Origin of the sequence: Streptomyces sp. NPDC058525 (assembly GCF_042719495.1) — a bacterium.
Taxonomy (GTDB): Bacteria; Actinomycetota; Actinomycetes; order Streptomycetales; family Streptomycetaceae; genus Streptomyces.
In genome coordinates this window covers 26,778-53,235 of sequence record NZ_JBHXNP010000042.1, presented here as the reverse complement: position 1 = coordinate 53,235, position 26,458 = coordinate 26,778, and the positions used below count along the sequence as shown (strand labels likewise).

At 73.0% G+C, this 26,458-nt stretch carries 29 protein-coding genes; 11 read left to right on the top strand and 18 right to left on the bottom strand.

From position 1 onward, the window contains the following. Nucleotides 1-28: 28 nt before the first annotated feature. Nucleotides 29-1,513: an ATP-binding protein gene (locus tag ACFWP3_RS20640; RefSeq protein ID WP_384222985.1), complete on the bottom strand. Its 1,485-nt coding sequence runs from the start codon at nt 1,511-1,513 to the stop codon at nt 29-31. Continuing rightward, on the bottom strand, nt 1,510-3,186 hold the full coding sequence (locus ACFWP3_RS20635) for an FAD-dependent oxidoreductase (RefSeq protein ID WP_384222983.1): 1,677 nt from the start codon (nt 3,184-3,186) through the stop codon (nt 1,510-1,512). The genes ACFWP3_RS20640 and ACFWP3_RS20635 overlap by 4 nt, the downstream gene beginning before the upstream one ends. A 154-nt stretch (nt 3,187-3,340) precedes the next feature. On the opposite strand from ACFWP3_RS20635, the gene ACFWP3_RS20630 reads away from it, so the two are divergent. Together ACFWP3_RS20630 and ACFWP3_RS20625 are read left to right on the top strand one after the other, a co-directional pair. Further along, entirely contained in the window at nt 3,341-4,345 is a 1,005-nt protein-coding gene (locus tag ACFWP3_RS20630; protein ID WP_384222981.1) for a BtrH N-terminal domain-containing protein, read from the top strand. Nucleotides 4,346-4,506: 161 nt separating this feature from the next. After that, nucleotides 4,507-4,962 carry a hypothetical protein gene (locus ACFWP3_RS20625; protein ID WP_384222979.1) on the top strand — a complete coding sequence of 152 codons (456 nt, stop codon included), beginning with the start codon at nt 4,507-4,509 and terminating at the stop codon, nt 4,960-4,962. A gap of 8 nt (nt 4,963-4,970) precedes the next feature. Here the strand turns inward: ACFWP3_RS20625 and ACFWP3_RS20620 are convergent, their stop codons facing one another. After that, nucleotides 4,971-5,279 (bottom strand): helix-turn-helix transcriptional regulator, encoded by a 309-nt coding sequence (locus ACFWP3_RS20620; protein WP_384222976.1) that lies wholly within the window; start codon nt 5,277-5,279, stop codon nt 4,971-4,973. 122 nt (nt 5,280-5,401) lie between these two features. Here ACFWP3_RS20620 and ACFWP3_RS20615 point away from each other — a divergent pair, with 122 nt between their 5' ends. Both ACFWP3_RS20615 and ACFWP3_RS20610 read left to right on the top strand, forming a co-directional pair. Continuing rightward, nucleotides 5,402-5,749, top strand: coding sequence for an STAS domain-containing protein (locus ACFWP3_RS20615; RefSeq protein WP_384222974.1), 348 nt, complete (start codon nt 5,402-5,404; stop codon nt 5,747-5,749). Between the two features lie 192 nt (nt 5,750-5,941). Next, a complete protein-coding gene (locus ACFWP3_RS20610) occupies nt 5,942-6,310 on the top strand; it encodes a hypothetical protein (protein ID WP_384222971.1) in 369 nt (122 codons plus the stop codon). A 32-nt stretch (nt 6,311-6,342) separates the two neighbouring features. Here ACFWP3_RS20610 and ACFWP3_RS20605 read toward each other — a convergent pair whose 3' ends face one another. From ACFWP3_RS20605 to ACFWP3_RS20565, 9 genes are all read right to left on the bottom strand, one after another. Further along, nucleotides 6,343-7,638, bottom strand: coding sequence for a hypothetical protein (locus ACFWP3_RS20605; protein ID WP_384222969.1), 1,296 nt, complete (start codon nt 7,636-7,638; stop codon nt 6,343-6,345). Next, a complete protein-coding gene (locus ACFWP3_RS20600; protein WP_384222967.1) occupies nt 7,635-8,918 on the bottom strand; it encodes an MFS transporter in 1,284 nt (427 codons plus the stop codon). The genes ACFWP3_RS20605 and ACFWP3_RS20600 overlap by 4 nt, the downstream gene beginning before the upstream one ends. Then, nucleotides 8,915-9,706 carry a hypothetical protein gene (locus ACFWP3_RS20595; protein ID WP_384222964.1) on the bottom strand — a complete coding sequence of 264 codons (792 nt, stop codon included), beginning with the start codon at nt 9,704-9,706 and terminating at the stop codon, nt 8,915-8,917. The genes ACFWP3_RS20600 and ACFWP3_RS20595 overlap by 4 nt, the downstream gene beginning before the upstream one ends. Continuing rightward, the gene (locus ACFWP3_RS20590) at nt 9,703-10,599 is read right to left on the bottom strand and encodes a DUF692 family multinuclear iron-containing protein (RefSeq protein WP_384222961.1); all 897 of its coding nucleotides are present in this window, start codon (nt 10,597-10,599) and stop codon (nt 9,703-9,705) included. The genes ACFWP3_RS20595 and ACFWP3_RS20590 overlap by 4 nt, the downstream gene beginning before the upstream one ends. Before the next feature lie 3 nt (nt 10,600-10,602). Next, nucleotides 10,603-12,258, bottom strand: a complete 1,656-nt coding sequence (locus ACFWP3_RS20585) for a B12-binding domain-containing radical SAM protein (RefSeq protein ID WP_384222959.1) — start codon at nt 12,256-12,258, stop codon at nt 10,603-10,605. After that, the gene (locus ACFWP3_RS20580; RefSeq protein WP_384222956.1) at nt 12,255-12,482 is read right to left on the bottom strand and encodes a hypothetical protein; all 228 of its coding nucleotides are present in this window, start codon (nt 12,480-12,482) and stop codon (nt 12,255-12,257) included. The genes ACFWP3_RS20585 and ACFWP3_RS20580 overlap by 4 nt, the downstream gene beginning before the upstream one ends. A 77-nt stretch (nt 12,483-12,559) precedes the next feature. Next, nucleotides 12,560-12,730 carry a hypothetical protein gene (locus ACFWP3_RS20575; RefSeq protein WP_384222953.1) on the bottom strand — a complete coding sequence of 57 codons (171 nt, stop codon included), beginning with the start codon at nt 12,728-12,730 and terminating at the stop codon, nt 12,560-12,562. 377 nt (nt 12,731-13,107) lie between these two features. After that, on the bottom strand, nt 13,108-14,070 hold the full coding sequence (locus tag ACFWP3_RS20570) for an FAD binding domain-containing protein (RefSeq protein ID WP_384222950.1): 963 nt from the start codon (nt 14,068-14,070) through the stop codon (nt 13,108-13,110). Beyond that, a complete protein-coding gene (locus tag ACFWP3_RS20565; protein WP_384222948.1) occupies nt 14,067-16,631 on the bottom strand; it encodes a molybdopterin-dependent oxidoreductase in 2,565 nt (854 codons plus the stop codon). The genes ACFWP3_RS20570 and ACFWP3_RS20565 overlap by 4 nt, the downstream gene beginning before the upstream one ends. 197 nt (nt 16,632-16,828) lie before the next feature. Here ACFWP3_RS20565 and ACFWP3_RS20560 point away from each other — a divergent pair, with 197 nt between their 5' ends. Next, entirely contained in the window at nt 16,829-17,149 is a 321-nt protein-coding gene (locus ACFWP3_RS20560; RefSeq protein WP_384222946.1) for a DUF6400 family protein, read from the top strand. Beyond that, complete coding sequence (locus ACFWP3_RS20555; RefSeq protein WP_384222944.1) at nt 17,136-17,393, top strand: hypothetical protein; 258 nt, start codon at nt 17,136-17,138, stop codon at nt 17,391-17,393. The genes ACFWP3_RS20560 and ACFWP3_RS20555 overlap by 14 nt, the downstream gene beginning before the upstream one ends. A 5-nt stretch (nt 17,394-17,398) precedes the next feature. On the opposite strand, the gene ACFWP3_RS20550 is transcribed toward ACFWP3_RS20555, so the two are convergent. Together ACFWP3_RS20550 and ACFWP3_RS20545 are read right to left on the bottom strand one after the other, a co-directional pair. After that, a complete protein-coding gene (locus tag ACFWP3_RS20550; RefSeq protein WP_384223029.1) occupies nt 17,399-17,779 on the bottom strand; it encodes a DUF2809 domain-containing protein in 381 nt (126 codons plus the stop codon). A gap of 158 nt (nt 17,780-17,937) precedes the next feature. Then, nucleotides 17,938-18,438 (bottom strand): hypothetical protein, encoded by a 501-nt coding sequence (locus ACFWP3_RS20545; RefSeq protein ID WP_384222942.1) that lies wholly within the window; start codon nt 18,436-18,438, stop codon nt 17,938-17,940. Nucleotides 18,439-18,665: 227 nt separating this feature from the next. Between ACFWP3_RS20545 and ACFWP3_RS20540 the strand changes: the two genes are divergently transcribed. From ACFWP3_RS20540 to ACFWP3_RS20530, 3 genes are all read left to right on the top strand, one after another. Further along, nucleotides 18,666-19,079: a hypothetical protein gene (locus ACFWP3_RS20540; RefSeq protein ID WP_384222939.1), complete on the top strand. Its 414-nt coding sequence runs from the start codon at nt 18,666-18,668 to the stop codon at nt 19,077-19,079. A gap of 460 nt (nt 19,080-19,539) precedes the next feature. Next, nucleotides 19,540-20,316 carry a CAP domain-containing protein gene (locus tag ACFWP3_RS20535; protein WP_384222937.1) on the top strand — a complete coding sequence of 259 codons (777 nt, stop codon included), beginning with the start codon at nt 19,540-19,542 and terminating at the stop codon, nt 20,314-20,316. A 131-nt stretch (nt 20,317-20,447) separates the two neighbouring features. Next, nucleotides 20,448-21,206, top strand: coding sequence for a class E sortase (locus tag ACFWP3_RS20530; RefSeq protein WP_384222934.1), 759 nt, complete (start codon nt 20,448-20,450; stop codon nt 21,204-21,206). A gap of 114 nt (nt 21,207-21,320) precedes the next feature. On the opposite strand, the gene thpD is transcribed toward ACFWP3_RS20530, so the two are convergent. From thpD to ectA, 4 genes are all read right to left on the bottom strand, one after another. Continuing rightward, nucleotides 21,321-22,220 carry an ectoine hydroxylase gene (thpD, locus tag ACFWP3_RS20525; protein WP_384222931.1) on the bottom strand — a complete coding sequence of 300 codons (900 nt, stop codon included), beginning with the start codon at nt 22,218-22,220 and terminating at the stop codon, nt 21,321-21,323. Between the two features lie 91 nt (nt 22,221-22,311). Then, on the bottom strand, nt 22,312-22,716 hold the full coding sequence (locus tag ACFWP3_RS20520) for an ectoine synthase (RefSeq protein WP_384222929.1): 405 nt from the start codon (nt 22,714-22,716) through the stop codon (nt 22,312-22,314). Between the two features lie 66 nt (nt 22,717-22,782). Continuing rightward, nucleotides 22,783-24,048 carry a diaminobutyrate--2-oxoglutarate transaminase gene (gene ectB, locus ACFWP3_RS20515; RefSeq protein ID WP_384222927.1) on the bottom strand — a complete coding sequence of 422 codons (1,266 nt, stop codon included), beginning with the start codon at nt 24,046-24,048 and terminating at the stop codon, nt 22,783-22,785. Between the two features lie 95 nt (nt 24,049-24,143). Continuing rightward, a complete protein-coding gene (gene ectA / locus ACFWP3_RS20510; RefSeq protein WP_384222925.1) occupies nt 24,144-24,698 on the bottom strand; it encodes a diaminobutyrate acetyltransferase in 555 nt (184 codons plus the stop codon). Between the two features lie 419 nt (nt 24,699-25,117). On the opposite strand from ectA, the gene ACFWP3_RS20505 reads away from it, so the two are divergent. Together ACFWP3_RS20505 and ACFWP3_RS20500 are read left to right on the top strand one after the other, a co-directional pair. After that, nucleotides 25,118-25,567, top strand: coding sequence for an SRPBCC family protein (locus ACFWP3_RS20505; RefSeq protein ID WP_384222922.1), 450 nt, complete (start codon nt 25,118-25,120; stop codon nt 25,565-25,567). A gap of 281 nt (nt 25,568-25,848) precedes the next feature. Continuing rightward, a complete protein-coding gene (locus ACFWP3_RS20500; protein ID WP_384222920.1) occupies nt 25,849-26,457 on the top strand; it encodes a response regulator transcription factor in 609 nt (202 codons plus the stop codon). Nucleotide 26,458: the final 1 nt, after the last annotated feature.

Sequence of the window (26,458 nt, the reverse complement as noted above, 5' to 3'; positions counted from 1 at the left end):
CCGGCTCCTCGGCGATGTCGCTCTCGGTCTAGGTCTCGGATTCCGTCTCGGTCTCGGTTCCGGTTCCGGGCGCCGTCTCGGCCTCCGGGGCGGTCAGCGGCAGCAGCACCTGGAAGCGGGTGTCGCCCGGCGCGGACTCGACCTGGAGGCTGCCGTGGTGCTTGTTGACGACGATCCGCCAGGAGATGTCCAGGCCGAGCCCCGTGCCCTCGCCGACCGGCTTGGTGGTGAAGAAGGGGTCGAAGATGCGGCTGCGGATGTCCGCCGGGATGCCGGGCCCGGTGTCGCGGAACTCCACCAGCAGCCGGTCCCCTTCCCGTCCCGTGCGGACCGTCAGCGTTCCCTCGCCGCCGGTGCTCCCGATCGCGAAGACGGCGTTGTCGATGAGGTTGGTCCACACCTGGTTGAGCTCCGCCGGGTAGGCCGGCACATCCGGGACGGAGCGGTCGTACTCCTTGACCACCCGTATCCCGGGCCCGGTCTTGCCGGAGAGCATCAGCAGGGTGCTGTCGAGGAGTTCGTGGACGTCGACGACCCGGTGCGGGGCGCGGTCGAGCTGCGAGTACTGCTTGGCGGCGTCCACGAGGTGGGAGATGCGGGTGGTGGAGTCGTCGATCTCGTCCATCAGCAGCTCGGTCTCGACCGTGTAGTTGAGCCAGCCGATCGCCCCGGGCAGGATGTCCTCGGCCACGGTCGCCGCGACGTGCTCCAGCCAGTCCGTGTCCAGCCCGGCCTGTACGAAGGTCGGCGCGATCCGCCAGCCCTCCGCGATGCCGTGGTCGTCGAGCCAGTCCGCGAGCTCGTCCTCCCGGTCGGAGGCCTCCAGGGGGCTCAGCACCGGAGCCTTCGCGACGCGTTCGGCGGTGCGCTCCTGGATCTCGATGAGCTCGGCGAGCGCCTCGCGGGAGTAGGGGCCGTGCGCGATGACGGCCAGCTTGTGCCGCATCTTGCCCACGCGTTCGCGCAGCGCCGCGGTGGCCCGGACGGCCGCCGCGGCCGGGTTGTTGAGCTCGTGGGTGAGTCCCGCGGACAACGACCCGAGCGCCAGCAGGCGTTCGCGCTGCCCGATGGCCCGCTGGGTGTTCTTCGCCCCGAAGAAGAGCCCTTCCAGCAGGTGCGCGGCCATCGGGAACCAGTCCCGCATGACGTCCGCGAAGGACTGCGCGGGCAGTACGAAGAACCGCGTCGGCTCGGTCACCCGCATCGAGTTGGTGTACGCCTGCGGCACCCGGTCGCCCAGGTAGGCCTGCATGGCTCCCGCGTACACCCCGCGCTGCGAGGTCCGGCTCACCTCGACGTCGTCGCCGCCGACCCGGCGGGAGAGCACGACGGTGCCCTCGATCATCACGTAGAAGCAGGTCGCCGGGTCGCCTTCGGCGTACACCGGTCCGGTTTCGAACCGCTCGACCCGCCCCTCCGCGCACAGCCGCCCGAGCTGCTCGGGGGTGAGCTTCTCGAACAGGAACAGCGAGGCGATCTCCTGCGGGCTGCACGGCATGGCCTGCCCGCTCATGACTGCTCCAGGTACCGGTGGACGAGCATCACGGCCATGGCTCCCTCTCCGACGGCGGACGCGACGCGCTTCGCGGACTCGGCGCGCGCGTCGCCCGCCACGAACACGCCGGGGATGTTGGTCTCCAGGTGGTAGGGCGGCCGGTCCAGCTCCCACTCGGCCGGCGGCCGGCCGTCCGGTGTGAGGTCGGGCCCGGCCAGGATGAAGCCGCGCTCGTCGCGCAGCACCGTGCCCGCCAGCCAGTCGGTCCGCGGGGCGGCTCCGATGAAGACGAACACCCACTGGGCGTCGACGAGTTCGCTCGCGCCGCTGTCCACGTCGCGCAGGGTCAGCTGCTCGAGGTGGCCTTCGCCCTGCGCCGCCTCGACGACCGTACGGGTGCGCACCGTGATGTTCGGTGCCTCTTCGATCTGCTGGATCAGGTAGTACGACATCGACGCCGCCAGGGACTCCCCGCGGACCAGCAGCGTCACCGACTTCGCACCCCGTGCCAGGTACATCGCGGCCTGTCCGGCGGAGTTGGCGCCTCCCACGATGTACACGTCCTGCCCCTGGCAGGCGGACGCCTCGGTGAGCGAGGAGCCGTAGTACACCCCTCGGCCGGTCAGGTCCTCGCAGCCCGGCGCCTGGAGCTGCCGGTACGACACCCCGGTCGCCAGGATGACGCTGTGCGCGGTGACCGACGAGCCGTCGGAGAAGCGGACGACGCGCGCGGCTCCGTTGACCTCCAGGCCCGTGACCTCGCGCGCCGTGAGGATCTCGGCGCCGAACCGGCCGGCCTGGCGGCGGGCGCGGTCGGTGAGCTGCGCGCCCGAGACGCCGTCGGGGAAGCCGAGGTAGTTCTCGATGCGCGAGCTCTGTCCGGCCTGGCCGCCGGTCGCCGACCGCTCGACCAGCACCGTACGCAGCCCCTCGGAGGCCCCGTACACGGCCGCGCCGAGCCCGGCCGGGCCGCCGCCGATCACCACGAGGTCGTAGAAGTCGGCGGCCGGCGTCGTCGCGAGCCCCACGTGGGCGGCCAGGTCGGGGGCCTCGGGCTCGATCAGCACGGTGCAGTCCGGGGTGATCACCACGGGCAGCCGGTGCCCGTCGGTCCCGGCGGCCTCCAGCAGCCGCCGGCCCTCGGGCTCGTCGGAGGAGTACCAGCGGTACGGCACCTGGTTGCGGGCCAGGAACTCCCGCACGTCCGAGGAGCGCGCCGACCAGCGGTGTCCGACGACCTTGGTCGCGGGTACCGGCCGGTAGTCGCTGGAGCGCCAGGCCGTGAGCAGGTCGTCCACGACCGGGTAGAGCTTCTCCTCCGGCGGGTCCCAGGGCTTGAGCAGGTAGTGGTCGAGGTCGACGACGTTGATCGCGTCGATGGCCGCGCCGGTGTCGGCGTAGGCGGTCAGCAGCACCCGCCGCGCGCCCGGGTAGACGGTCAGGGCCTGTTCGAGGAACTCGATGCCGTTCATCTGGGGCATCCGGTAGTCGGCCAGGATCACGGCGACCAAGTCGCCCCGCAGCTTCAGCTCGCGCAGCGCGTCCAGCGCGGACTCGCCGGACTCGGCGCGCACGATCCGGTAGCCGGCCCCGTAGCGGCGCCGCAGGTCACGGGCTACGGCACGGGATACTCCCGGATCGTCGTCCACGGTCAGGATGACGGTCCGCGCGGTGTCGGCGACCTCTGCCATGCGTCTCCCACGAAGGACCCGGACCGGCAGGCCGGGCGAGCCGCCCGCGCCGGTTCCCGCCCATCGTACGTTCGCTCGTGCGGACGTGCTCCGGTATGCCGCGGTCGCCAGCCGGGCGGCGAATTCCCGCACCTGGCGCGGATAGGCTGACCGCATGACTGTGCTCGTGTACGAAGACTTCGGCACCGGACGCCACCGCGAGGCCTCCCTGATCCGCCATGCGCTCGGCAGCGTCCACGACGAGGAGCTGGTGGCCGGCCTGGCCGGCGGGATCGGCTTCATGTACTTCGTCTTCGAGTACGCGGGCCGGGTGCCCATCGCCACGATCGTGGCCCAGGCCCACCCCGAGCCCTGGGTGCAGGTCGCGCTCGGCCGCCTGGGCGTCCCGTACGAGGCCACCCGCGCCATGAAGCCCCGCTGGGGCCGGGTCCGCGCGGCCCTCGACGAGGGTCAGCCCGCCTTCTGCGTGGTCGACCGCTCCTCGCTTCCCTGGCACGAGGCCGATCCGGACGCCGAGATGACCGGCGCCGACCCGTACACCGTGGTCATCGCCGGGTACGACGGCGACGAGCTGCTGATCGAGGACGGCGCCGCGACCCCGTACCGGATCGACCGCGAGGAGTTCGGCGCCGCCTGGACCGCGCACCGCAAGGGCCGCCACCAGCTGATCGTGCCCACCGGGCCGTCGGAGGCGGAGCCGGACGTGGCCGGGGCCGTCGCCTCGACCGTCACGCACCTCACCGGGCCGGTCCTGGGGAACAAGTTCGACGTGAACTTCGGGTTCACCGGGATGGAGAAGCTCGCGGCGCAGCTGCGCGACAGCACCACCAAGACGGGCTGGGAGCGCCGGTTCGGCGCCTCCCCCGAGGCCTTCCGGGCCGGGACCGGGCGGCTGTACTCCTGCCTGGAGGAGGAGTGGACCGCGCCGGGCGCGACCCGGCCGCTGTACGCCGACTTCCTCGCCCTGGTCGGGCGCCAGGAGGCCGCCGGCCTCTTCGCGGAGTCCGCCGGGCACTGGTCGGAGCTGGCCTCGCTCGCCCGCGACGCGGACCCGCAGGCCGGCGTCGAGGAGCGGCGTGCGCTGTTCGACGCGTGTGCCGAGCGGGTGGACCGCTGCCTGGACCTGGAACAGCAGGCGGTCCGGGCGCTGGCGGGGTAGCGCGGCGGACCGGCGCGCTGCCCAGCGGGTGCAGGGCCCCCGCGCATGGGGGAAGCTGGGTAGTGCCGCAGCGGCGGCGGCCAGACCGTGGCGAGGAAGGTCCTTCCGTGAACGTTTCAGCAACCGGCCGACCCGCACGCGCATCCCGGTACAGGGTGCGGATGACCACCCTGTTGTGCACGCTGGCGGCGCTGTCGGCCGCGCTGGTCCCGGCCTCCGTGGTCCCGGCGTCCGCGCAGCCCGGCGGCGGTACGGCACCGGCGCTGAGCGCTGCGCCCCTGGACCCGGTCGTGGTCGACTGCTTCTCCGAGGCCCAGACGCGGCCCGAGGAGTACCTGCTGGCCTGCGGGGACGGGAACAACCGCCTCGTCGATCTCCGCTGGGACACCTGGGGGCCGAAGACGGCGACGGCCACCGGCACCGACATGGTGAACGACTGCCGCCCCTACTGCGCGGCGGGCCGCTTCCGCCCCTACCCGGTGACCGTGACCCTGAGCCACCCGGAGGCCTGGCCGGAGGAGCCCGGGGTGCAGCGGTTCACCCTGATCCGCCTCGTCTACACCGACACGGCGCCGGCTCCGGTCCCGAAGGACGTGACCTACAAGCTCGTGTACTGACGGGACGTCTACGGGCCGTCGGCGGGGGTGTCGGCGAAGAGCGCGAGCAGGCCTTCGATGTCGCGGCCGGCCTCTGCCGGGTGTCGGAACTTCGCGCCGGGGATGATCCGGTAGTGGTTGCGGCGCCCCTCGCGCACCCGGTTGAGGTATCCGCCCTCCTCCAGGTCGGCCACGATCGACTGGACCGTCCGCTCGGTCAGCACACAGATCTCGGCGACGTCCCGCAGGCGTGCGCCGGGGTCGCGGGAGAGGGCCAGCAGGACGCGGGCATGGCTGGTCAGGAAGGTCCATGGCGCTTTGGGTGCTTCATCTCCCATAAGCCAAGAATGCCAAAACTTTGTATATACGTCCTGTTTTTCACGTGATTATTGACGTATATCGGGTTACTGCCGACCATGCTGGTAGAGGAGAGCGCCCGGAGCACGAGCGGGAGGCAGGCATGGCACGGACCATGGACCGCCTCGGCACGACCGCCGCCCACGCCGGCCTGGAGGTCAGCGTGGCCCCCGGACTGCCCGGGAGGGCGCACGTCACGGTCAGCGGGGAGATCGACCTCGACAACGCCCCGATCCTGCGCGAGGCCGTCCTGACCGCGGTCGCCTGCTACCGGACCGGCGTGACCGTCGACCTGCGCCAGGTCACCTTCTGCGACTGCGCCGGCCTCAACGTCCTCCTCGCCGCCCGCGACACCGCCGAACGGCGCCACCGCTCGCTGTGCGTCACCCACACCGGCCATTTCATGGAACGGCTCCTCCGGATCACCGGAACACGCGCCGCCCTCAGCTGAGTTCGCGCGGGCAACGGCAGCCCCAACGCGGTGTCGCGCATCGCCGCGTGGCCGGACCGGCACGCGCCGCAGGAGTCCGGGTTCGCACCGTCCCGGAGCGGATGCGGCGCGGGCGGGCAACCCGGCGGCCGGAAAGGGCGTCTTCGCGGGAGACGGTGCGTACGGAGCGCGCCGGTACGGGGAGGCGCGGGAATGTCGGAGCAGGGCACGGCGGGGCCGAAGCGGGCGGAGCCCGAGACGGTGAAGCCCGAGACGGTGAAGCCCGGGACGGCGGAGCCTGAAGCGGCTGGACGGCCGGACGAGTTCGGCCTCGCGGACAATCTGGCGGCCCTGGTGCTGCTGGCGCCCGCCCTCGCGTTGCTGCGCTTCCTCGGGGAGCACGGCTGGGCGTACTGGACGGCCGTGGTGCTCGGGGGCCTCGGGGTGTTGGCCGCCGCGCTGGGCATCGCCGCCGCGGTTCGGAGCCTGCGGCGGGGCCGCCGCAGGCTCCTCGCGGTGTACACCATCGTCCTGCTCCTGGTCTCCTGCTTCCTGCTGGTGGTCCGGCTCGTCGAGAGCTGACGGCAAGGCAGGGCGGGTGCACCGGCGCCGGCTCAGGGCCGGGACGCGTCCGTGTGGTGCGGGGTGCGCAAGGTGTGCAGGAAGTCCGCGGCCGAACCGGTGCCGGCCAGGGCCGCGCGGAGCAGCGCCCAGGCCTCGGCGGACGCGGGCCAGTCGGGGCCGAAGCGGGTGGTGAGGGCGGCCAGGGCGGAGTCGCGCCAGGCGTATCCGGCCAGGTAGGCGCGCCACTGGAGCATGCGTACCTGGCGCAGCAGGAGGAGCTCGGGGGCCCAGCTCAGACCCGTGCGGGCGGCCAGTTCGGCGGCCCGGGCGAGGGCGGCGGCGGGGGTGGTGACCCCGTCCAGGGCGGTGTCCAGAGCGGCGTCCACGGCCATCAGGCCGCGGCTGAACCGCTCCTCCTGGGCGAGGAACCGGGCCACGGCCTCGGCTGCGGAAGGCCCGGTCCCGAGCTCCCGCAGCACGGCGGGCGACCGGACGAGGTGCTCCAGCAACAGCGCCCACCCCTCCGAGCGGACCGGGTCGAAGCTCCACCGTTGCGCCAGCGGTGCGCCGGGCGGGCGGAGGGCGTGTTCCGCGAGGTGGCCGAGCTCGTGCTGGAGGTACTGGACCGTCACCGGGGTGACGGCGGTGGGGATGGACAGCAGCGAGAGGCCGGGCAGGCGCACGGCCTGCACCATCGAGGGGCTGTTGGGCCGGCGCAGCACCTTGACCCGGTGCTCGGCCGGCAGCAGGCGGCGGTCCCGCAGCCGCTCGACCAGGCCGGTGATCAGCTGGTTCAGCCCCGGCAGCGGGGTGCCCGGCGGCAGCAGGCCCTTGCCCAGCATCAGCCAGCGCCAGTTGTGCTCCGCGGTGCCGTCCGCGATCCCTGCCGTACGAGCCCAGTCGCGGGCGAGCGGGGCCAGCGGTGCGGGCGCGGCGGTGGCCGCGGTGAGGGCGTGCAGGGAGCCTTCGGGGAGCGGGAAGGCGCTGCGGGTGCTCCACCAGGGCCGGCCCGGGGCGGCTTCGGCGCGGCGGTCGGCCAGCCAGTCCCACACCTGGACGGTCAGGTCGCGGGCCTCGGCGCGCCACCGGGTGTGGCTGCGGCGGCGGCCCTCCTCGTCGGCCTCCAGGTCGAGCAGGGTGCGGGTGCCGGGCACCGGCGGCCCGGCACCGAGGAGTTCGTCGAGGTACGGACCGAGGCCGAGCCGAGCCGCCTCCGCGGCCAGCCCTCCGGCGCGCCCGGCGGCGGGCGCCGGTCCGGAGCCGGGCAGTCCGGCCCGTTCGAGCTGGAGGTCCGCGAGCAGCTCCTCCAGCAGCGGCTCGGCACGGTCGTCGACAGCGGTGCTCACGCCACCTCTTCCACGTCCACGGCCGACCGCGACTGCGGGGCGGGGGCAACGGGGGCGGGAGCAGGAGCAGGGCGGCCGGCCAGGAAGGCCATGCCCAGCCCGGTCGCGGCGAACACCAGGGCGGCCAGCGGCCAGGCCACGGAGACGGCCGCGAGATCCCCGACGACCACGCCCATGAGGACCAGCGCCCCGCCGGTGAAGAGGTTGGTGAACAGGGCGGCGACGGAGAGCACGGTGGCCCGGTGCTCCCCGCCGATGCGCTCGTTGAGCGCCGCCCGGATGCCCGGCATGCACATCCCGAAGGCGGTGGTGAAGGCCACGAAGGCGACCGCCGGGCCGAGCGCGCCGGGCAGCAGCGCGGCCCCGGTCAGCGCCAGGCCCGCCACGAGCGCCCCGCCGGCGATCACCGTGCGCCGCGCGCCGGTGTTCCGCTTCTGGAACCGCAGCACCCAGCCGAGCAGCGGGATCTCCAGCAGCGAGCCGGCGCAGCGCATCAGCGCGAGCAGCAGCAGGCTGCCGCCCGCGGCGCTCTCGAACACGACGGTCCACTGCACGCCGGGCACGCCCCGGCACAGCCCGAGGACGGCCGCCCCGACGATGAGGGCGAGCAGGATGCGGTCCCCGGAGAGGGTGATCCGGGCGCCGGCCAGGACGTCGGTGGTGGATTCCCGCAGCCGGGCGGCGAACCGCCCGTCCGCGGGAGACGGCCGGGCCTCGGTCATCCGGGCCAGGGCCAGCGCGGTTCCGGCCAGGCAGGCCAGGCCCGCCGCGAGCTGGGGCAGGGCCAGGTCGAAGGTGCCGAGCCAGGCGCCGGTGAGGGTGCCCAGGACCAGGCCGGTGTTGTCCGCGATCCGGCCCTGGGTGAACATGCGGTCCAGCCCGCCGGGGTCGGTGCGCTCGGTCTCGTCGACGGCCCAGGCCTCCAGGGCGCCGGAGCTGAACGTGCCGCCGAGCGCGGCCAGCAGGGTGCCCGCCACGGCGACCGGGATGCTGTCGCTGAAGAAGAGCGCCGAGTAGCCGACGGCCCGCAGCAGGAAGCTGACCGCGACCGCGGAGCGCCGACCGAGGAGGTCGGCGGCGATGCCCGTCGGGATCTCCGACAGTCCCTCGACGATCCACACGGCCGCGATGACGGCGAAGACGCCCGGCCCGCTCATGCCGAGGGACTGCAAGAGCAGCACGGAGGTGACGGTCAGCGCCATGTCGGCGAACCAGTCCAGGCCGGAGACCAGCAGGTAGGTGCGGCGGATCCGGCGGACCCCGCCGCCGCCCGCCGTCACAGCCGCCCCCCGTCCACGATCCCGGCAGCCACGATCCCGGCGGCCACGGCCCGCCGGACGGATACGGAGCCGGCCGCGTCCTCGGGCACCGGCAGCCGGTCGTCCCACAGCCAGCGCAGCCCCGCCACCTCGTCGCCGCGCAGGCGCAGGCGCCGGACCCGGCCGTCGGCGGGCACGCTGACCACGGCGATCGGGGCGGGCCGCCGCTTGGTCAGCAGCAGCGCCTCGGGCCAGGGGTCGGTGGCGCCCCGCTCGCGCAGCACGGTGGCGTACTCGGGTACGTCGAAGGAGGCTTCGACCGCCCATGCGCCGGGGACCAGCCGGGTGCGGGCGGCGCCGGGCATGGTGGCGCCGAAGAGCAGGCCGTCCTCGAACCGGAAGGCCTCGCGCACCCATTCCTCCTGCCGGTCCGGCCAGCCTCCGGTGCGCAGGTGGGCGCTGAACGCGGCGGAGGTGGACGCGGCGGGCGGGAAGGCGGAGCCCGGCTGGGCGGACCTGCCGCGCCAGTGCTCGCCCTCCAGCAGGCTGTGCAGGCCTTCGCCGCCGGTGCGGGCGTAGTACGCGAAGAAGGTCACGGGGTAGCTGACGGTCAGCACGTTGGCGAGGGTCTTGCGGCGGCGGGCCTGCTCGATGTCGAAGCCCGGGCCGGTGGTGCCGGCGGCGACGATCTCGCGTTCGGCTTCGGGCAGGGCCGCCAGCAGCCTTTGGCGGCCTGCGGCGGTCGCGTTCAGGATGTGCCAGGTGGTGTCCTGGATGCGGATGACGTCCAGGGTGGCGTCAGTGGTCACGGAGTGCTCCACCATCGGTCGGCGCTCCGCGCGAAACGCAGGACGCTGTCGGTCAGATCGTCGGCGTTCATGCCCTCGGCCTCCGCCATCACCGAGCGCAGGTTGACGGCCCGGGGAAGCAGGTCGTCGGCGAGCGCCCACACCTCGTCGGCGACGGGCCAGTCGTGCTTGTCGTCGACGACGAGCACCCCCTCGTCGAAGCGGCGGGTGAAGGTGCCGCTCATATGGGCCTCGACCACGCGCTCCCAGGCGACGTCCCCGTCGTCGGAGGGCAGCCGGGCGGGGACGCCGCGCTGCATCCGCAGTCCGTAGAGGTGGCCGACGTCGACGGTCATCAGGCAGTCGGCGCGCTCCGCGATCCTGGTCATCAGCGGCAGGACGTCCTGGTTGCCGACGACGAACGGGTAGGGCGCGTTCTCGATGGTCAGGGGCCGTCCGATGACGTCCTGGGCGTGCTTGATGCGGTCGGCGGCCCACTCCACGGCCTCGTCGACCAGCGGCATCGGGACCAGCGACTCCAGCAGCGTCTCGCCCTGGCGCACCCACATGGCGAGGTCGACGTTGAGCCACGGGGAGCCGAGCTCGTCGGCGCGGGCGCCGATGGCCTTCAGCACCCGGTCGTCGAGCGGGTCGGTGCCGCAGACGTCGAGGTCCAGCGGGTGGAACAGCGGGTGCAGGCCGTGGCTACGGGCGAACTCCGCGCAGCGCAGCGCCAGTTCCTCGTCGTGGGCGAGGATGCCGACCCCGTACCAGGCGGCCGCTTCCCCCACCCGCCGGGCGGTCTCCTCGGCGATGTCGAGGCCGGTCATCGAGTCGCAGCTGAAGCAGATGCCGCGCAGGCCGGGCGGACCGAGTTCGCGGATCTGCGAGCCGTGGGTGACGGCGGTGGTCATCGGTCAGTCCCTCCCAAGGGGTCCGGTGGATCCGGGGAGCTCGGCGTAGCCGGCGTCCCGCGCCACCGTCTCGGTGCGCGTGAGCAGTTCGTCCAGGGTGAGCCGGTCATGCCCGAGCACCGGCAGGAGCGATTCGAGGCCGCCGGCGCCCAGTGCGGGGTAGCCCCGCTCGGCGTCCGCCAGCAGGGCCTCCATCAGCAGGTTGGGGGCGTGCCGCAGCGATACGACGTCCAGCTGGAGCTGAGCGTGCAGGGCGCGGGGGGTGTCCTCGGGCAGGGCGGACAGGGCGAGTTCGGCGCGGGCGAGGGTGTCGTCGATGCGGCCCTGCCAGCGCCGCCGGAAGGCGCGCAGTTCGTCGCTGAACCGCTGGACTTCGGGCACCTCGAACATCGTGTACGGGTTGGGCAGTTCGTCGGGGTCGAACTCGACTCCGAGCCGCTCGGCGTAGAAGCCGCGGATGGGCGTGCCCTCGTAGAGCACCAGCGCGGTGTACAGGTGGTCGTGCGGCAGGTAGTCGTAGAAGCCGGAGTCGCGCAGGAACTCCATGTTGGCCCGGATGTCGGTCAGGGTGGTGGCCGGGTCGAGCATGATGAAGTCGAGGGAGATCTCGATGCCCAGGCGCTTGAGCAGGCGTACGGCCGCCACGTTCACGTCGGGGGCCACGTGTTTGGCGAGGCGTTCGAGTACGGGCTCGGAGGCGCTCTCGATGCCCAGTTCGATGAAGCGCAGGCCACGCTCCTTGAGCTTGGGCAGGACGGCGGCGGCCTTGAGGATCTGGTTGACGCGGGTGCCGAAGCTGAAGGAGATCAGCGGGTCGGCCTCGTACAGGGCTTCGGCGACCTCCAGGGCGCGGGAGGGGGAGACGAAGAAGTTCGCGTCGCTGAAGTACACGTGCTCGTAGTGGATGCCGTGCCGCTCGCGGAAGTGGAGCAGTTCGGCGGCGACCCGGTCGGCCTCGCGCGAGCGGTACTTGCGGCCGATGGTCAGGACCCCGCAGAAGGAGCAGTTGTACGGGCAGCTGCGGCTGCTGCAGATGGTCAGCGCGGCCTTCAGCCGGCCCTGGACCTCGTCGTAGTACGTCAGGTCCGGGTAGCCGGAGTGGGAGACGAACTCGGCGTCGGGGAAGGGGATCTGGTCCAGGTCGGGGACGAAGGCGCGGTCGGGGTTGACGGTCGGCGCGGTGTCGGCGGGCGAGCGCCAGGTGGTGCCCTTGACGCGGGTGAGGGCCGCGCGGTCGTCGAGGGCCCGGACGAGTTCGAGCATGGCCTCCTCGCCCTCGCGGCGGACCACGACGTCCACGCTGGGGTGGCGGGTCAGGATGTGCTCGTGCACGGCGGTGGCGTGCGGGCCGCCGAGGACGATCAGGCAGCCCGGATGGCGGCTCTTGATCCAATCGGCCATCGCGACGGCGTTGCGGAAGGACTCGTTGTAGACGGAGAAGCCGACGACGTCGAAGCGGTCGAGTCCGTAGATCTCGGCGAGTTCCACCGCGTCGTCCTCGGAGTCGCCGAAGTCGAACCCGGAGCTCGCGTAGCCGTGTTTTTCCAGGTAGGCCATGATGTAGGCGAGGCCGATGGGCTTCGCCTTGCGGCGGTCCGAGAAGCCGACGGAGGGGTTGACGAAGGCGATGGCCGGTGTGCGTGCCAGGAGGCCGGTCATCGTGCGGCCTCCGTCCGCAGCGCGCCGCGTTCGACGAGCCGGGTGAGGAAGGCCCGGTCCGCTTCGGGGAGTTCGTCGCGGTCGACGGGGGCGGAGACCGCGGCCCGCCAGACCTGGGAGGCGTGGCGGTTCAGTTTCAGACAGGACCGGTTGTCGCCGGCCAGAGGCACGTACACGTGGCCCGCCTGGTCCAGGTAAGGGAGTTCTGGAATGAATCGCACCATCAGCCGCCCTCCGGGGCTCGCCGGCCGGGGCCCCGGGACGGCCGAGCCGCCCCGGGATCCCGGTCCCGGACACTGGGTCAGGAGTAGATCTTGCCGAGCATCTTGGTGTAGCTGGCGCTGCCGAGGCTGACGATGTCCGCCTCGGGGGTGTCGACTTCGTCGAAGCCCTTGATCTCCAGCTCGGACTCGGTGAGCTCGGTCAGCGACTTGCGGACGGTGTTCTGGTTCTCGCTGTGGTCACGGGTCATCGGTCTTTCCCTCCGTATCTTCCGGATCGCTCCGGCGCCTGATCGAAAGTCGCCCTGTCACCAGGGAAACCGCTTGCCCAGATGCTAGTTACACGGGTTCCGCTTGATCACGGATCAACAGGGGCGCGCGAGGCGTGTCGGGACACAACCGGGACATTCGGGGGCGCACGGAAGAAGGGCGTGCGCGGGGTGCGGCCGCAGGACTGTCGGAACGCACGGGAGGAATGCCGCGACTAGCCTGGATATCGGGTGATCGCACCGGAACGCGGTCAACCAGGACTGGCGGCTCGTGAAGACGCAGGACTGGGGCCGGGGGCCCGACATCTCGTGGGGCCGCTGCGGCCGCTCGGGGCGAACACGGCGGACGGCCCGGCGGCCTAGCCGGCGGTGGACGGGGCCGCGGCCTGTTCCAGGGCTTCCAGGACCGTGTCCCTGAAGAGGGCGGCCTTGTAGCCGGTCTGGGGTAGCGGGCGGCAGCGGGTGAGCACCTTCGCGGCCGCCGCGGCGAGTTGGCCGGGGGTGGCCTCGCGGCCGATCAGGGCGGCCTCCACCTCCGGCAGCCGCAGCGGGACCCGCGCCACCCCGCCCGCCGCGACGGCGGCGTGCGTGACCGTGGTGCCGTCGAGCACGAGCCGGGCGGTCGCCTCGACCAGGGGCCATTCGGCGTGGGCCCGGCTGATCGACCGGTGGTAGGCGGCCCGTTCGCCGGGCAGGGAAGTCGGCAGCCGCACCCCGGTGAGGATGCGGTCCGGTGCCAGCAGGTGGTCGGCGCGGTGGAGTCCGTCGCCGTCCCCGTACAAGTCGGCCACGCCGCGCGGGGATTCGCCGTGGATCTCGACCTCGGCATCGTAGGCCAGCAGGGCCATCGCGAGGGTGGACGGGTGCGGGGCCACACAGGGCCCGTCTCCGCTGACCACGCCGAAGTAGTGGTCGCCCTCGCGCGCGGGACAGCCGGTGCCGCCCTTCTGGAAGCAGCCGACGTGCGGATTGCGGAAGTACCAACAGCGGTTGCGCTGGAGCAGGTTGCCGCCCAGGGTGCCGGCGGCGCGGATCTGCGGAGTGGCCGCCGTCCCCGCGGCCAGCGCCAGGGCCGGCCAGCCTTCGCGCACCTGCGGATCGGCGGCGAGCGCCGCGAGCGTGGTCAGCGCGCCGATCCGCAGCCCGCCGCCGGGCAGCGGCGTGGTGCCGCGCAGGCGGCCGATGCCGTCGAGGTCGGTGAACGGCCCGGGCGAGACGCCGCTGCGCTGCCGGGCGGTGGTGTCGGTGCCGCCGGCGCGCAGCTCCCCGCCGCGGGCCAGGACGGCGGCCGAGAGGTCGGTGAGGGCGGGCTCGGTGCTCATGTGCCCAGTCCTTCCAGGAGCCGGTCGGGGCGGATGGGCAAGTCGTACGGGCGCCAGCCGGTCGCATCGTGCACCGCGTTCGCCAGGCAGGCCGCGGTGGGCAGGGTGGCGATCTCACCGAGGCCGACCCCGCCGCCCGGGACGTGGTCGAAGCCCTCCTGATGGAAGTGGACGGTGATCTCGGGGGTGTCGCCGATCCCGGGGATGCGGTAGTCCTCCAGGTTCTCGGTCAGCACCCGCCCGGTGACCGGGTCGGTGCGCCGCTCCTCGTACAGGGCGTAGCCGACGCCCTGTACGACGGCGCCCTCGCACTGGCTCCGGGCCAGCCGCTCCTCGTGGATGCGGCCCGCGGCGATGCCGCTCCACACGCGCAGCGGGCGGATCCGGCCGAGCCTCGTGTCCACCTCGACCTCCGCGACCTGCACCGATCCGGTGAAGCCGCGGCCGATGGCGATACCGCCCAGGGGGAAGGGGGACACGTAGCCCCGGCGGTCGCGGGGGCGCTTGCCGGTCACCCGTACGCCGTGCGCGGCGGCCAGCCGGGCGGCGACGTCACCGCCGCCGAGGGCTTCGCGCAGCCGGGCCGCGGCGTCCAGGGCGGCGGGCACGATGGAGGGCGTGGTGCGGCTGCCGCCGGAGGTGGGGCCGTGGACGGAGTCGCTGTGGCCGACCTCGGCGCGCACCCGGTCCTCCGGCAGGCCGAGTCCCTCGGCGACGGCCCGGCGCAGTACGGTCCGCGAGCCCGTGCCCATGTCCTGCACGGCGCAGCGGGCGACGACGATCCCGTCCTCGACGGTGAGCTCGACCTCGGTGACGGGATCGAGGAAGTACAGCCAGTTGGCCGCCGCGACGCCGACGCCGCGGCGGAACCGCCCGGTGCCGCCGCGGGCGCCCGCCCAGACGGGCAGCGAGGCGGCCCGGTCGTACAGGGCGTGCCGCTTGAGGTTGCCGTCCCAGCGCCGGCGCAGGGCGATCGGGTCCTGGCCGAGGCGGTGGGCCATCTCGTCGACGGCCTGCTCCAGGGCCCAGCACATCGTGGGACCGCCCGGGCCGCGGAAGGGGGCGCCCGGAGGCCGGTGGGTGAGCGTGTCGAAGTCGCGCAGGCGGCGCGGGGCCTTGCCGTACATGAACCGGGCCAGTGCCGCCACGGCGCCGCCCACCGAGACCCCGCCGTCGGTGTCCGCGTCCATGGCCAGCGCACTCAGGTCGCCCGCCGCGTCCGCGGCCATCGCCAGCCGGATCGTGGTGCCGGGCCGGTAGCCGCCGTCGGTGAGCTCCTCGTCCCGGTCCAGCACCACCCGTACCGGGGCGCCGTGCAGCCGGGCCAGCTCCACCGCGGCGACGACATCGGAGGTCAGCCCCATCTTGCAGCCGAACCCTCCGCCCACGTGCACGGCCCGCGCCACCACCCGGTCGACGGGCAGGCCGAAGCGTTCGGCGGCCAGCTCGGCCGTGTGCTTCACCGACTGCGTGGACACGTCCAGGTGGAGGGTGCCGTCGACCCACTGGGCCAGGCAGGCGTGCGGTTCGAGCGGGGTGTGGGTCTGCGCGGCGGTGGTGAAGACCGCCTCCACCACCCGTTCGGGGTTCCGGCTCCGGGCCTCGGTGATGCGGCGCACGGCGGTGGCGGGGCGCTTGTTCATCGCGGAGGGTCCCCGCAGGTTCCCGCGCCAGCGGGCGGGCACCAGCTGGGGGGTCTCGCCGGATCCCGGTGCGCGCTTGCGCGCCGCCTTGTCCTCGTAGACCAGCGGGCCCTCGCCGGTGCGGGCCCGGCCTGCGTCCAGGGCCGCCGGCAGCACCTCGTAGTCGATCATGACGCGTGCCGCGGCCGCCCGCGCCGCGGCCCGGTCCGGCGCCGCGACCGCGGCCACCGGCTGTCCGACGTACCGCACGACCCCGTCGGGCGGCAGCAGTGGCACCAGCGGGAGGTCCCCGGCCTCCAGGGAGCGTACGTGCGCGTGGGCGTGCGGCGAGCGGATGATCACCCCTTCCAGCAGGCCCTCGGGGCGCAGGTCCGTGGTGTACCGGGCCGATCCGTCGGCCTTCTCCGGGGCCTCGGCGCGCGGGACGGCCTGGGCCTGCGCACCGGTCGGCGCCCGGTCGTAGTCGCCCGCGCAGGCCGCGGCCACCGCGCTGAAGATGCCCTCGTAGGCGCCGCAGCGGCACAGGTGGCCCGCCAGCGCGTCCGCGATCTGCTCCCGCCCCGGCCGGGTGCGGCCGTGCTCGGCCCGCCACCGCTCGAAGAAGGCCGCCGCCTCGACCACGAACCCGGGCGTGCAGTAGCCGCACTGGAGGGCGTCCTCGCCGGCGAAGGCGCGTCCCACCGGGTGGCCGGCCAGGCCCTCGACCGTCGTCACCCGCCGGCCGGCCAGCACGGCCGCCGGCGTCAGGCAGGACACGCGGGGCTCACCGTCGACCTGGATCGTGCAGGCCCCGCACACTCCGCCCGCGCAGACCAGCTTGGTGCCGGTCAGCCCCAGCCGGTCGCGCACCACGTCCACGGCGGTGGGATCGTCGTCCACGTCCACTGTGCGCTGGACGCCGTTGACCTCGAATTCCACGAGACGTGCTCCTTAGCCGTGGTGGGCGACCGCCGGGCCTCGCGCTCGCCTTCACGCTCCTTGATATCCCGGTCCGGGGATCGGCGCAGTTCGGCGCGCGCCCGGACCGGGCCGTGTCCGTCCGTCGGCGGCAGTGGTCTGTGACTCCGCCCACCCTCCCTTGACCGGGCAAGGAAGGGTTACCTAAGTTCGATGTCATGGCCCCCCACGACCCCACCCCCGCCCCGGACGAGCCCGGCGCAGCCGACGTCTCCGGCACGTCCGGCGCGTCCAGCGTCCCCGGCGCGTCCGCGCTGGTCGACTTCGAGGTGGACCTCACCTCACAGGAGGTGCTCCGGCGCGCCCAGGTGATGGAAGCCCTGGGCCCGGACTGGGATCCGGTCGAGGTGCTGCTCGGCGAGGAGGCCGCGTACGACCTGCTGTACTCCGGACTCGACGCGCAGCAGCAGCGCCTCTACGACGACCTGGTCGCGGCCGGTGTGCTGCCCGCGAGGGGAGACGGCCGTGCTGCCGCTTGACCCGCAGGCCGACCCCGGCCGCCGCGCCTGGGTGGCCTGCCCGAAGTGCTCGGACGCCCAGGGCTGTGAGCCCTGCGAACAACGGCGGACCTGCTCCACCCACTGGCGCTACCTGCTCACCAACACCGGCAGCCTGCTCCACCTCCAGTGCCCCGCGTGCACCCATGTCTGGGTGCACGAGAGCGGATTCGGCGCCACCCGCTCCGTGTGGAACCGCATCGTCGGGGCGCTGCCCCGCTTCTGAGCGGTTCAGCGCCGCCGTCGGCGCCGCTGCCGCACCGCGGTGTGGACGAGCCATCCCGCTCCCGCGCCGACCCCGTCCCAGAACAGGTCGGGCGCGTTGAATGTGGACCCGAGGACGAGGCGGGCGACGAGGCTGCGCTCGGACAGCTCCGCCGGTACCCCGCTGAGCTGGAGGAACTCGACCGCCCAGCTGAGGGCCAGCGCGCTCGCGGCGGCCCTCGCGGGCGTCAGCCGCGGGGCGGCCAGCACGACGAGGGCCAGGATCAGGACCGTGTACAGCGCGTCGCCGCCGTACTTGGCCACGCTCCCCTCCGTCACGGCCCGCAGCCCGAGCCCGGCGCCGACCGTCAGCACCGCGGCCCCGGCCGCCGCGGCGCGGGTGCGCATCGGGCCGGCGGCGGTACGGTCTCGGGTTCCGGGCAGGGCGGTCACGGGGTCATCCTGCCGGAGGCGTCGGGAACCACCGGAGCCAGGGCCCGCCGAGACCGACCGTCAGCTCCCGGGCCCGCGGCCCGGTTCCGGATGCCGTCGGGCGCCGGCCCGGGTCACCCCTCCGCCCAGGCCCGCAGCAAGGCCTCCCGCTCGCGCGGCTTCGGGGTGCCCTCCGGGCCGTGTTCACGGCCCCAGGCCTCGATGACCCGCGGGTCCGCGGTTCCCGCCACGAAGCGGGCCAGCAGCTCCTGCGAGAGCGCCGCCTCCTCGGCCCCGTACCCTCCGGCCGCCGCCGAGTGGACCTTCAGCTCCTGCGGCCCGTACTCGGTCTCGAGCCGCAGCGTCATCTCCGGCGGCCCCTCGCCGAGGAAGGCGCCGACCGCGGCCGAGACGATCGACCCGAGGAACTTCGGCGCGCGCCCCGCCGGGCCCTCGGTGGGCACGTCCTCGACGACCGCGGCCCGCAGTCCGTCCCACGCCCACGACCGCGAGCCGTCGGGGTCGCGGGCCTCCAGCCCGTCGGCGCCCAGCCGGACGCAGCCCCCGTCGGCGGCCGGCGGCGAACCCACGTACACCGCGTCCGGAGTGACCCAGAACAGTCCGACCATCGCCACAACGACTCCCGTTCGCTTCGCTTCGCCGTCAGCACCGTCACCGCGCCCCGCCCCGCCCCGCCCCGCCACTCGTACCGTCCGGCCGGACCCCCGCACCGCAGACACGCCGACGGCCGCACCCGGGACGGGGCCGCCGGCCCGCCGGGCGCATGCGCACGCGTCCGGATGGGTCCGGATGCGCTCGCATGCGTGCGGATGCATCCGGACCGGTCCGGACGGACGCTGGGATGGAGGAAGTGATCCGCATGACCCGGCTCTCCCGCAGGCAGCACCTCGTGACGTTCTCCGCCTCGGCGTTCCTGACGGCCGGGGGCGTGCTGGCGGCCGGCCCCGCGTCCTCCGCCCCGGCGGTGACGCACACCGGTACCGCGGCCACGGTGACGGCCACAGTGCCGGCCGCGTACGGCGGTCACGCTCGGCACGGCGCGGCCGTACCCGCCGTGGAGTGGGTGGAGGTAAAGGATCCGCGCTCCGGCATCACGGCCGAGCTCCCCGGCAAGGCAACGGTCCAGGAGTCCTCCGCACCCGTCGAGGGCAAGACCGTCACCGGCCGCTCCTACTACGTGGACGTCGTCAAGGACGAGCGCGTCGAGGCGATGCACGAGCGGCTCGTCGCCGGCATACGCGTTCCCCGGTCCTGAGCCTGTGGCTTCGGCCACTGCGTGACACGTGGTCCCGCCCGGGGCCCGGGTGGTCCGGCAGCGCCTCTGGTTGCGCTGCGAAACGGTGACATGCATCACAGCGGGCCCAAGGGTCACGGAAGCATTACGTCCATTAAGGGCTTATGGAAATGTCGAGATTTGTCCGACCGGAGTCGACATTCCCCGTGCCCGCCGAAATGGGTATTTCCGGGAATGGCGAGACCTTCGGCAACGCGCCACGTCACAAGCGTTTCTGATGGTTCTCGTCCCCTGCCGGCGGTCTCGCGCACACCCTGCCAGCACGTCTCCGCACCCTTTTCAAGCCCGGCGTACGGCGCTGCCGCACGGGTCGGCGCCGAGACTTGCCAGCCCCTCACCGGCCTTCTAAGAATGGCGGCCCGCCCGGCGCTCCGGCACCTCAGGCGCAGGACGCTTCGCAGAGAGACCAGGTGAGGCCAGCATGCAGAAGCACCGCAAGAAGAAGCACTACCGGAAGATATCGATCGCCGCCGTCACCCTCGGCATCGTGGCCGTACCCACGGCCGCGATCGCCTGTTTCGACACGCAGGAGACGGCCGGGGCGAGGGCCTCCGAGAGGCAGGGCTCCCGCCACTACTCCCCCGGCGCGCCGTCGCCCACCGTGCCGCTCCAGACCCAGGCCGACCCCGTGGCGGCCCCCGTCGAGGCTCCCGTGCCGACGGCACCGGCGGAGCAGCCCCCCGTGGAGCCGCAGCCGGTCGAGCCGCCCGCCGCGACGACGGAGCCCCCCGCGGCTCCGCGGCCCGCCGAGCCGGCCCCGGCCAAGCCCAAGCCCCCGGCCAAGCCCAAGCAGCCGAGCACCCCGCCGACCGCCGCGCCGTCCGGCCCGGCCGCCGAGGTGGTGGCGCTGGTGAACCAGGAGCGCGCCAAGGCCGGCTGCTCGGCCCTGACCGTCAATGCGAAGCTGACGACCGCCGCGCTGAACCACAGCAAGGACATGGCCGCGCACTCCAACATGTCGCACACCGGATCCGACGGCTCGGACCCGGGCCAGCGCATCACGCGCGCCGGCTACGCCTGGATGACCTACGGCGAGAACGTCGCCTACGGCTACAGCACGCCCGAGCAGGTCATGACCGGCTGGATGAACAGCCCCGGGCACCGGGAGAACATCCTCAACTGCTCGTTCAAGGAGATCGGCGTCGGCCTCGCACAGCCGAACTCCTACTGGACCCAGAGCTTCGGCGCGGCCCGCTGACATCACCGGCCCGCAGGGCCTTATGTACGGCTTGCTCCGTATGTCACTCTGTCGGAGCGGGCCGGGGTCAGCGCGCCGCCGTACGACCCACAGCCCGCGATCCTGCCGACCGAGCGACACGGAACACCCTGATGCCCCTGCCCTACCCGCACCGAGCCGCCGTCGCCGTACTGGCCGCCGCCGCGACCGCCCTGCTGGCGGCCTGCGCACCCGAGGCCGCCGCAGGTCCGGCAAGTCCGGCCGGCCCGGTGCGGGCGGCAGCGGCGCCGGTGTCGGCTCCGGCCGCCCCTGCCCCGGCGGCCCCGCCGGCCACGGCCGCGCCGGAGCCGTCCCCCGCCGCCACCGCGCAGCCCCGGGAGTCCACGCTGTCGATACCCTCGGCGGGTGTCTCCGGGCTGCGGGTGGTCCCGTACGAGGGCACCACCGACGACGTCCCCGGCACCCGCATCCAGGACCGGGGCGTCGCCGCCAGCCCGTACGGGAAGCGGGGCGGCGTCGGACCCGGGCAGGTCGGGAACTTCCTGGTCACCGCGCACCGCCTGTCGGCGGGCGGACCGCTGCGCGACCTGCCCGCCGTGAAGGAGGGCGACGAGGTCCTGGTCACGGTGGGTGGCGTGGTGCACACGTACGAGATAGTCGCGACCCGCGAGACGTCCTTCCGGTCCGAGCTCTCGCTGAGCGAGCAGCGCGCCGCCGTGCCCGGGAAGCCCGGGGCCGCGCCCACCCAGGCCATGATCACGCTCTCGACCTGCGCCACCCCTGAGGACCACGCCAAGGGGAACTTCTGGAGCGACGCCCAGGGCAACCCCGAGCACCGCATCGACAAGATAGGCGTGCTCCGCGAGACCACCGCGGCCACGACCGCGCCGGCCCCCGCACCCGCCGGCTGAGTCCGGGCCCGCCGGACCCCGGAAACACCGCGACGGCGGGGGGCGCGGCCCGTCGGGACCGTGCCCCCCGCCGGTCGGCGGCGATGGGGGTGTACGCGGAGGTGCGCGCGCCCGTCAGCGCACGGGGGTCACGTCCCGCGCGGCGATGAATCCGGGGCGGCGGACGGGAGCGGCGAAGGGCTCGACGGGGGCGTTCTCGACGCTGTTGAACACGAAGAAGACGTTGCTGCGCGGGTAGGGCGTGATGTTGTCGCCGGAGCCGTGCATCGCGTTGCAGTCGAACCAGGTGGCCGAGCCGGCCTGCCCCGTGAACAGGCGGATCCCGCAGGCCTCCGCGAACTTCGCGAGGGCCTCGTTCGAGGGCGTGCCCGCGTCCTGCATCTGCAGGGACTTCTTGTAGTTGTCCTTCGGCGTCTCGCCCGCGCAGCCCAGGAAGGTCCGGTGCGAGCCGGGCATGATCATGAGCCCGCCGTTGGTGGGGTGGTTCGGGGTCAGCGCGATCGACACCGAGACGGTCCTCATGTTCGGCAGTCCGTCCTCCGCGTGCCAGGTCTCGAAGTCGGAGTGCCAGTAGAACCCGCGGGCTCCGAAGCCGGGCTTCACGTTGATCCGGGACTGGTGCAGGTAGACGTCCGAACCGAGGATCTGGCGGGCCGTCCCCACGACGCGGGGGTCCGCCGCGAGCCGGGCGAAGACCTCGCTGATCCGGTGGACTTCGAAGACCGAGCGGACCTCCTGCGAGGTGGGCTCGATGATCGAGCGCTCGTCGGCGCGCACCGAGGGATCGGCGACCAGGCGGTCCAGCTCGCTCCGGTAGACCTCGACCTCCTCGGGCGTGACGAGCTGCTCCACCGGGTGGAACCCGTGCTGCTCGAACTCCTCCAGTTCACGCCGCCACAGGGGTCCCGGAGTTCCGGGGGCCGACCATATGACGGGGTCCTTGCGGCCGATCAGGGCCTCCTCGGCGCCCCTGGTCGGGTAGAGGTCCGCGATGCGCTCGGTAGTGGTGCTCATGGTGTTGCCTGCCTCTCCTCTCGTCATCCGTTTCAGTGCCCGTTCCCGTGCCCGCGCCGGTGCCGCTGCACTCGGGCCGGCCGGTCGGGCGTCAGGCGTGGTCCGGCTCGGTGAGCAGCGGGTAGACGCCGTTCTCGTCGTGGTCCTCGCGTCCGGTGACGGGCGGGTTGAAGACGCACAGGCAGCGGAAGTCCCGTTCGACGCGCAGGGTGTGGCGCTCGTGGCCGTCGAGCAGGTACATGGTTCCGGGCGTGATGCGGTACGTCTCGCCCGTCTCCTCGTCGGTGAGTTCCGCTTCGCCCTCCACGCACACGACGGCCTCGACGTGGTTCGCGTACCACATCGACGTCACCGTCCCGGCGTAGAGCACCGTCTCGTGCAGGGAGAAGCCGACGCGCTCGCGGGCGAGGACGATGCGCTTGCTCTCCCAGGTCCCGGAGGCGGCCTTCACGTGCCGCTCGGTGCCCTCGATGTCCTTGAAGGAACGGACGATCATGCTGGTCTTGCCTTTCTTCCGACGCCTGTGACCCGTGGCCTGTGGCCCGTGGCCTGTGGCCTGTGCTCAGGCCGTCTCGCGGACCGAGCGGGTGAGGATCTCCAGCCCCTCGTCCAGCTCGGCGGGCGACAGGGTGAGCGGCGGCAGCAGCTTGACCACCTCGCTCTCGGGGCCGGAGGTCTCGACGAGGAGGCCGTGCTCGAAGGCCCGCCCGCACACCTCGGCCGCCCGCTTCCCCTCCTCGAACTCGATGCCCCAGACCATGCCCTTGCCGCGGTGGCTCGCGCCCAGGCCCGGGTCGGAGCAGAGCTCGCGCAGGGCCGCGTCGATGCGGCTGCCGTGGGCGAGGGTGCGCTGCTGGAGGAGGCCGTCGCGCCAGTAGGTCTCCAGGGCGGCGGTGGCCGTGACGAAGGCCGGGTTGTTGCCGCGGAAGGTGCCGTTGTGCTCGCCGGGCTCCCAGATGTCCAGGTCCGGCTTGAACAGGCAGAGCGCCATGGGGAGTCCGTAGCCGCTGATGGACTTGGACACCGTCACGATGTCCGGGGTGATGCCGGCGTCCTCGAAGGAGAAGAAGCTTCCGGTACGGCCGCAGCCCATCTGGACGTCGTCGACGATGAGGAGCATGTCGCGGCGCCGGCACAGGTCCGCGAGCTGTTGCAGCCACTCGGCGCGGGCGACGTTGACACCGCCCTCTCCCTGGACGGTTTCCACGATCACGGCGGCGGGCTGGTTCAGGCCGGATCCCTGGTCCTCCAGGAGCCGTTCGAACCAGATGAAGTCCGGTACCCGGCCGCCGAGGTAGTTGTCGAAGGGCATGGGGGTGGTGTGGACGAGGGGGATGCCCGCACCGGCCCGTTTGAAGGCGTTGCCCGTGACCGCGAGCGAGCCGAGGGACATTCCGTGGAAGGCGTTGGTGAAGGAGACGACCGCTTCGCGGCCCTTGACCTTCCGTGCGAGCTTCAGCGCCGACTCGACGGCGTTGGTGCCGGTCGGGCCGGGGAACATGACCTTGTACGGGAGGCCGCGCGGGGCGAGGATCGCGGACTGGAAGGCCTCCAGGAAGTCGCGTTTGGCGGTCGTCGACATGTCCAGGGCGTGGGTGATGCCGTCCCGTTCGATGTAGTCGAGGAGGGCGCGCTTCAGTACGGGGTTGTTGTGGCCGTAGTTGAGCGATCCGGCTCCGGCGAAGAAGTCGAGGTACTCGCGGCCCCGTTCGTCGTGCAGCCGGCTGCCGCTCGCCGTCTCGAAGACGGTCGGCCAGGCGCGGCAGTAGCTGCGGACCTCCGACTCCACCGTCTCGAAGACACTCAGAAGCGGCTCTGTGATGGTCATGCGCTCTCCAAACGTTGTGGGGCGTGGCTCCGCTGTGCGGGACCGCCACGCGGGTGGTGCGGTGGACCGGCGAAGAAGGCCTGCGGGCCCGGACCTCAGAAGCCGGGCAGCGTGATGCGGTGGAGCACTTCGGTGGCGTGCGCCTCGCCCTCGGGGAAGTGCCCGGGCTCGAAGAGCACTTCGCGGGTGAGCGAGGCTCCGTGGCGGGCGGCGTACGAGGTGAACAGGCGCTCCGAAGCGGTGTTTCCGCGCTCGATGGTCGTCTCCAGGCAGCGCAGGCCGGCCGGGCGGCGCGCCTCGCGGGCGGACAGTCCGTCGAGCATCGCCGCGGCCACTCCCCGACCGCGCACGGCCTCGTCGACGGCGACCTGCCAGACGAACAGGGTGCCGGGGGCCTCGGGCCGCCGGTATCCGCTGACGAATCCGGCGGGCCGTCCGCTCGGGTCGCGGGCCACCGCGGAGGTCGCGGCGAAATCGCGGCACCAGAGGAGGTAGCTGTACGGGGAGTTCAGGTCCAGGACTTCGGAGTCGCGGGCGATGCGCCAGAGGGAGGCTCCGTCTGCCTCGTTCGGGCGGTCGAAGGCCAGCTCCGCCGGAAGTTCCGGGAAGCCGCTTCGGCTGCGGGCCAGGTCTGCGGGTGCAGTGGTCATGCGGAGGGAAGTTACCCAGCACAAGCCCAAATTGCATGGGCCTGAGGGGTTCCATACTGCGACCAGACGTGATAGTTAGCGCGGCCCGGAGGATCCCTTCATTCGCCTTCGCCAGTGACCCGAATGGGTGGATTTGTCGGGGCATATCCACCCATCGAGAGCGATTATAACGAGACCGTAACTTCTCACATCGGGCGTGAACTGCCCTTGTAATCGTCGCCACTTCCCCTCTCGACACCGTTTCGCGAGCGCCGGACGGGGCAGGCGGGGCGGGCATCATCGGGCCTGCGGGGCCGCGAGCCCGCCGCATGCCGTGGTGCATGGGGTGCCCGGCGGTGGGCAACCGCGCTTCGAGACGTCCTGACGGACGACTGCCCCGCACGCCGCGGGGCTGCCGACGACACGGAAGGGGTGCACGCATGTCGCACGTCGAGGAGTATGTCGAGGTCAACGTCCCGGTTCGCACGGCCTACAACCAGTGGACGCAGTTCGAGGAGTTCCCCGCCTTCATGGAGGGGGTCGAGCGCATCGAGCAGCGCACGGACACGCTCACCCACTGGGTGACGAACGTGAACGGTGTGCAGCGCGAGTTCGACGCCCAGATCACCGAGCAGCTTCCGGACCGGCGCGTCGCGTGGATGACGGTGGACGGAGAGGCCCGCCAGGCCGGGCTCGTCACCTTCCAGCCGATCGACGCGACCACCACCAAGATCGTCCTGCACATGAACTGGGTGCCGGACGGGCTGGCCGAATCGGCCGCCGACAAGCTCGGCTTCGTCAAGCGCCAGGTCGTGGGCGACCTGAAGCGGTTCAAGCTGTTCATCGAGTCGCGCGGGGCCGAGACCGGCGCCTGGCGCGGCATGGTCTGACCGCGGCGAACGGCGCGGCCGCGGGCCGGATCGGCTGGATCGGGCGGATCGGACGGACCGCGTCCGGGCCTCCCGGGCGCGGACGGGGCCGGACGGAGCGGGGCGTAGTGGTGCCGGGCCGGTCTTCAAGTGGGTAACCCGCCGAACGGAAGCGGGAATCCTTGGGTATCTCGGCCAAGTTGCGCGTACGCCCCTCCGCGCCCCCCGCAGTGGCGTTCCATCACCCCTGTACGGGGGCACCCGCGTGGTGCAGCTGGTTCGTCTACCGAGGAGAGCGCACGATGACGAAGGTCCTCGTCCTGCACAGCGTCAGCCTGGTCAGGTCGGCCCTGGCCGCCCTGCTGAGATCCGAAGGGCCCTTCGAGGTCACCTCGGCGGGCTGGCGGACCGCGGTGCGCCAGGCCGAATCCTTACGACCAGACGTGACGGTCGTCGACCTCGACTGTCCGGGGACGACGGCCGTCCTGGCCGACGAACGGCGCGCGGACCGCCAGGTCCTCGCGTCCCCGTCCTCGGTCCTGGTACTGGCCTCGACCGTCGCGCCCGGTTCGCTGCACCGCGCCTTCCGGGCCGAGGCCCGCGGCTACGTCGACAAGGACGGCTCGCCGGGCCGCCTCGTACGGGCCGTCCGGAAGGTCGCCGCCGGGGAACGGTTCATCGACGCCTCCCTGGCCTCCGCCTTCATGCAGGCAGATCCCGTACCGCTGAGCCCGCGCGAGGTCAGTGTGCTTGCCCGCGCCGCCGAGGGCGACTCCATCGTCGAGATCGCCCGCGCCCTGCACCTGGCCAGCGGAACGGTGCGCAACTACATGGCGGCGGCGACCCGCAAGACCGGTGCGCGCAATCTCATCGACGCGATCCGGATCTCCCGGCGGGAGGGCTGGGTCTGAT

Bases quoted from the DNA above. Each gene is read 5' to 3' on its own strand.
- ACFWP3_RS20590 (WP_384222961.1), bottom strand. From the start codon at position 10,599: ATGACCACCGCCGTCACCCACGGCTCGCAGATCCGCGAACTCGGTCCG.
- ectB (WP_384222927.1), bottom strand. From the start codon at position 24,048: ATGACCATCACAGAGCCGCTTCTGAGTGTCTTCGAGACGGTGGAGTCG.
- ACFWP3_RS20550 (WP_384223029.1), bottom strand. From the start codon at position 17,779: ATGCGCACCCGCGCCGCGGCGGCCGGGGCCGCGGTGCTGACGGTCGGC.
- ACFWP3_RS20530 (WP_384222934.1), top strand. From the start codon at position 20,448: ATGCCCCTGCCCTACCCGCACCGAGCCGCCGTCGCCGTACTGGCCGCC.
- ACFWP3_RS20620 (WP_384222976.1), bottom strand. From the start codon at position 5,279: ATGGGAGATGAAGCACCCAAAGCGCCATGGACCTTCCTGACCAGCCAT.
- ACFWP3_RS20560 (WP_384222946.1), top strand. From the start codon at position 16,829: ATGGCCCCCCACGACCCCACCCCCGCCCCGGACGAGCCCGGCGCAGCC.
- ACFWP3_RS20540 (WP_384222939.1), top strand. From the start codon at position 18,666: ATGGAGGAAGTGATCCGCATGACCCGGCTCTCCCGCAGGCAGCACCTC.
- ACFWP3_RS20580 (WP_384222956.1), bottom strand. From the start codon at position 12,482: ATGGTGCGATTCATTCCAGAACTCCCTTACCTGGACCAGGCGGGCCAC.
- ACFWP3_RS20630 (WP_384222981.1), top strand. From the start codon at position 3,341: ATGACTGTGCTCGTGTACGAAGACTTCGGCACCGGACGCCACCGCGAG.
- ACFWP3_RS20505 (WP_384222922.1), top strand. From the start codon at position 25,118: ATGTCGCACGTCGAGGAGTATGTCGAGGTCAACGTCCCGGTTCGCACG.
- thpD (WP_384222931.1), bottom strand. From the start codon at position 22,220: ATGAGCACCACTACCGAGCGCATCGCGGACCTCTACCCGACCAGGGGC.
- ACFWP3_RS20640 (WP_384222985.1), bottom strand. From the start codon at position 1,513: ATGAGCGGGCAGGCCATGCCGTGCAGCCCGCAGGAGATCGCCTCGCTG.
- ACFWP3_RS20635 (WP_384222983.1), bottom strand. From the start codon at position 3,186: ATGGCAGAGGTCGCCGACACCGCGCGGACCGTCATCCTGACCGTGGAC.
- ectA (WP_384222925.1), bottom strand. From the start codon at position 24,698: ATGACCACTGCACCCGCAGACCTGGCCCGCAGCCGAAGCGGCTTCCCG.
- ACFWP3_RS20535 (WP_384222937.1), top strand. From the start codon at position 19,540: ATGCAGAAGCACCGCAAGAAGAAGCACTACCGGAAGATATCGATCGCC.
- ACFWP3_RS20585 (WP_384222959.1), bottom strand. From the start codon at position 12,258: ATGACCGGCCTCCTGGCACGCACACCGGCCATCGCCTTCGTCAACCCC.
- ACFWP3_RS20575 (WP_384222953.1), bottom strand. From the start codon at position 12,730: ATGACCCGTGACCACAGCGAGAACCAGAACACCGTCCGCAAGTCGCTG.
- ACFWP3_RS20615 (WP_384222974.1), top strand. From the start codon at position 5,402: ATGGCACGGACCATGGACCGCCTCGGCACGACCGCCGCCCACGCCGGC.
- ACFWP3_RS20570 (WP_384222950.1), bottom strand. From the start codon at position 14,070: ATGAGCACCGAGCCCGCCCTCACCGACCTCTCGGCCGCCGTCCTGGCC.
- ACFWP3_RS20610 (WP_384222971.1), top strand. From the start codon at position 5,942: ATGTCGGAGCAGGGCACGGCGGGGCCGAAGCGGGCGGAGCCCGAGACG.
- ACFWP3_RS20625 (WP_384222979.1), top strand. From the start codon at position 4,507: ATGACCACCCTGTTGTGCACGCTGGCGGCGCTGTCGGCCGCGCTGGTC.
- ACFWP3_RS20520 (WP_384222929.1), bottom strand. From the start codon at position 22,716: ATGATCGTCCGTTCCTTCAAGGACATCGAGGGCACCGAGCGGCACGTG.
- ACFWP3_RS20500 (WP_384222920.1), top strand. From the start codon at position 25,849: ATGACGAAGGTCCTCGTCCTGCACAGCGTCAGCCTGGTCAGGTCGGCC.